The organism is Allobosea spartocytisi (genome assembly GCF_014764685.1).
In the GTDB taxonomy this organism is placed as follows: Bacteria; Pseudomonadota; Alphaproteobacteria; order Rhizobiales; family Beijerinckiaceae; genus Allobosea; species Allobosea spartocytisi.
Genome location: NZ_JACXWY010000049.1, coordinates 2,501 through 5,703, shown reverse-complemented (window position 1 = coordinate 5,703; position 3,203 = coordinate 2,501). Strand labels below are relative to the sequence as shown.

General features: G+C 54.6%; 1 protein-coding gene, 2 tRNA genes and 2 rRNA genes (1 of these 5 cut by a window edge). 4 read left to right on the top strand and 1 reads right to left on the bottom strand.

The genetic code is table 11. From position 1 onward, the window contains the following. Positions 1-24: 24 nt before the first annotated feature. Entirely contained in the window at positions 25-294 is a 270-nt protein-coding gene (locus IED13_RS28300; protein ID WP_191126111.1) for a hypothetical protein, read from the bottom strand. A 48-nt stretch (positions 295-342) separates the two neighbouring features. Here IED13_RS28300 and IED13_RS28295 point away from each other — a divergent pair. From IED13_RS28295 to IED13_RS28280, 4 genes are all read left to right on the top strand, one after another. After that, positions 343-1,829 (top strand): 16S ribosomal RNA (locus IED13_RS28295). 211 nt (positions 1,830-2,040) lie between these two features. Next, positions 2,041-2,117 (top strand) — tRNA-Ile (locus IED13_RS28290). A 44-nt stretch (positions 2,118-2,161) separates the two neighbouring features. After that, positions 2,162-2,237, top strand: a tRNA-Ala gene (locus tag IED13_RS28285). A gap of 219 nt (positions 2,238-2,456) precedes the next feature. After that, positions 2,457-3,203, top strand: a 23S ribosomal RNA gene (locus IED13_RS28280); it runs 2,058 nt beyond the window's last position. The 16S and 23S rRNA genes sit together here with 2 tRNA genes alongside, the layout of an rRNA operon.

The window sequence follows — 3,203 nt, the reverse complement described above, 5'->3', positions numbered from 1 at the left end:
GTTGACATGTCTCGGGGGTCCCGCCTATAAACCGCCCATCGAGACGGCGCCGCCGCTGAGCGGCGCCTCTTCTGCGCTTCCTAAGGACGCTGGGGCTGAGGCCGGTTCGCCGGGTGAAGTTCTGTCGGTTTTGTAGAAGCTGCCGCTGTTTGAAAATTGAAGATAGAAAGAGAAACGTGGACGGCGGGGTTCTTGCGGATCCGGGCTACGGCCTGGATCGAACGAGACTTCGGTGTGCTGCGTTTTAACAAGAACCATTTGCCTGGTTGGTTGAGCGAAAGCTTGATCGGTCAAGTAATGGCTCCGTCAATACGCAGTGCGATGCCGGAACAAAATCTCATCCAATCTGAGAGTTTGATCCTGGCTCAGAGCGAACGCTGGCGGCAGGCTTAACACATGCAAGTCGAACGGGCACTTCGGTGCTAGTGGCAGACGGGTGAGTAACACGTGGGAACGTACCTTTCGGTTCGGAATAATTCAGGGAAACTTGGACTAATACCGGATACGCCCTTCGGGGGAAAGATTTATCGCCGATAGATCGGCCCGCGTCTGATTAGCTAGTTGGTGAGGTAATGGCTCACCAAGGCGACGATCAGTAGCTGGTCTGAGAGGATGATCAGCCACATTGGGACTGAGACACGGCCCAAACTCCTACGGGAGGCAGCAGTGGGGAATATTGGACAATGGGCGCAAGCCTGATCCAGCCATGCCGCGTGAGTGATGAAGGCCTTAGGGTTGTAAAGCTCTTTTGTCCGGGAAGATAATGACTGTACCGGAAGAATAAGCCCCGGCTAACTTCGTGCCAGCAGCCGCGGTAATACGAAGGGGGCTAGCGTTGCTCGGAATCACTGGGCGTAAAGGGCGCGTAGGCGGACTCTTAAGTCGGGGGTGAAAGCCCAGGGCTCAACCCTGGAATTGCCTTCGATACTGGGAGTCTTGAGTTCGGAAGAGGTTGGTGGAACTGCGAGTGTAGAGGTGAAATTCGTAGATATTCGCAAGAACACCAGTGGCGAAGGCGGCCAACTGGTCCGAAACTGACGCTGAGGCGCGAAAGCGTGGGGAGCAAACAGGATTAGATACCCTGGTAGTCCACGCCGTAAACGATGAATGCCAGCCGTTGGGGAGCTTGCTCTTCAGTGGCGCAGCTAACGCTTTAAGCATTCCGCCTGGGGAGTACGGTCGCAAGATTAAAACTCAAAGGAATTGACGGGGGCCCGCACAAGCGGTGGAGCATGTGGTTTAATTCGAAGCAACGCGCAGAACCTTACCAGCTTTTGACATGTCCGGTTTGATCGGCAGAGATGCCTTTCTTCAGTTCGGCTGGCCGGAACACAGGTGCTGCATGGCTGTCGTCAGCTCGTGTCGTGAGATGTTGGGTTAAGTCCCGCAACGAGCGCAACCCTCGCCCCTAGTTGCCATCATTCAGTTGGGAACTCTAGGGGGACTGCCGGTGATAAGCCGCGAGGAAGGTGGGGATGACGTCAAGTCCTCATGGCCCTTACAGGCTGGGCTACACACGTGCTACAATGGCGGTGACAATGGGCAGCGAAAGGGCGACCTCGAGCTAATCCCAAAAAGCCGTCTCAGTTCAGATTGCACTCTGCAACTCGAGTGCATGAAGGTGGAATCGCTAGTAATCGTGGATCAGCATGCCACGGTGAATACGTTCCCGGGCCTTGTACACACCGCCCGTCACACCATGGGAGTTGGGTTTACCCGAAGGCGTCGCGCTAACCGCAAGGAGGCAGGCGACCACGGTAGGCTCAGCGACTGGGGTGAAGTCGTAACAAGGTAGCCGTAGGGGAACCTGCGGCTGGATCACCTCCTTTCTAAGGTAGAGGACTTCACGAATTTCGGTTCGTATCGACCTCTCTTCAGAACAAAGGGACCAGATCAGGTCCCGACATGCGGAACTTCGCCGTCTTCGTTTCTCTTTCTCTTTCCGGGCGAATACGCTGGATCGATAAGCATAGGGCTTGTCTCCGCGTATTCTGGGCCAAGCCAGGCTTTGGCCGGCTGATCTGTGATCGGTCTTGCCTTGGGCCTGTAGCTCAGTTGGTTAGAGCGCGCGCTTGATAAGCGTGAGGTCGGAGGTTCAAATCCTCCCAGGCCCACCAGTCATCGAACGTGTCCTTGCTTTCGATTGCGTCCGTTACCTCCCGGGGCCATAGCTCAGTTGGGAGAGCGGTAGCTTTGCAAGCTTCAGGTCGTCGGTTCGATCCCGTCTGGCTCCACCAAATCCGGAAAGTCTTCAAGTTTCGTCCTCGTCGGAAACGACGGGTGACGCTGCTGTTTGTCATTGTGAAGAGGGAATATATTCGAGAGCTGCTCATCCTGCAGCGTGCGAAAGTCCGACACCATCGGCTTCGTTAAATCGGGTATATTCGGCAAGCATAAATGGTCTTTCTGATCATATGTCTTTGCGAGTTGATCTCGCGGACATCGATCATGAGAACGATCAAGTGCCTTAAGAGCATTCGGTGGATGCCTTGGCGCTGAGAGGCGATGAAGGACGTGATACGCTGCGATAAGCCGTGGGGAGCTGCGAATGAGCTTTGATCCGCGGATTTCCGAATGGGGAAACCCACCTTCGATCTCTGTTATTCTAAGGGCAGGCTTTGGCTTGTTCTTGGGCTAACAGAGATCAAGAGAAGGTATTGAACTCTGAATACATAGGGGTTCAAAGCTAACCCAGGGAACTGAAACATCTAAGTACCTGGAGGAAAGGACATCAACGAGACTCCGTTAGTAGTGGCGAGCGAACGCGGACCAGGCCAGTGCCTGACTGTAAGTTACCGGAAGTGGTTGGGAAACCACGCAATAATGGGTGATAGCCCCGTACGGATCTGCGAACAGTTGGGACATGAGTAAGGCGGGACACGTGAAATCCTGTCTGAACGTGGGGGGACCACCCTCCAAGCCTAAGTACTCCTCAGCGACCGATAGTGAACAAGTACCGTGAGGGAAAGGTGAAAAGCACCCCGACGAGGGGAGTGAAATAGCACCTGAAACCGAATGCTTACAAACAGTGGGAGCTCAAGGTTCGTCCTGAGTGACCGCGTACCTTTTGTATAATGGGTCAGCGACTTAGTCTGGCGAGCAAGCTTAAGCCGTTAGGTGTAGGCGTAGCGAAAGCGAGTCTGAACAGGGCGTTCAGTTCGTCGGATTAGACCCGAAACCGGGTGATCTAGCCATGAGCAGGT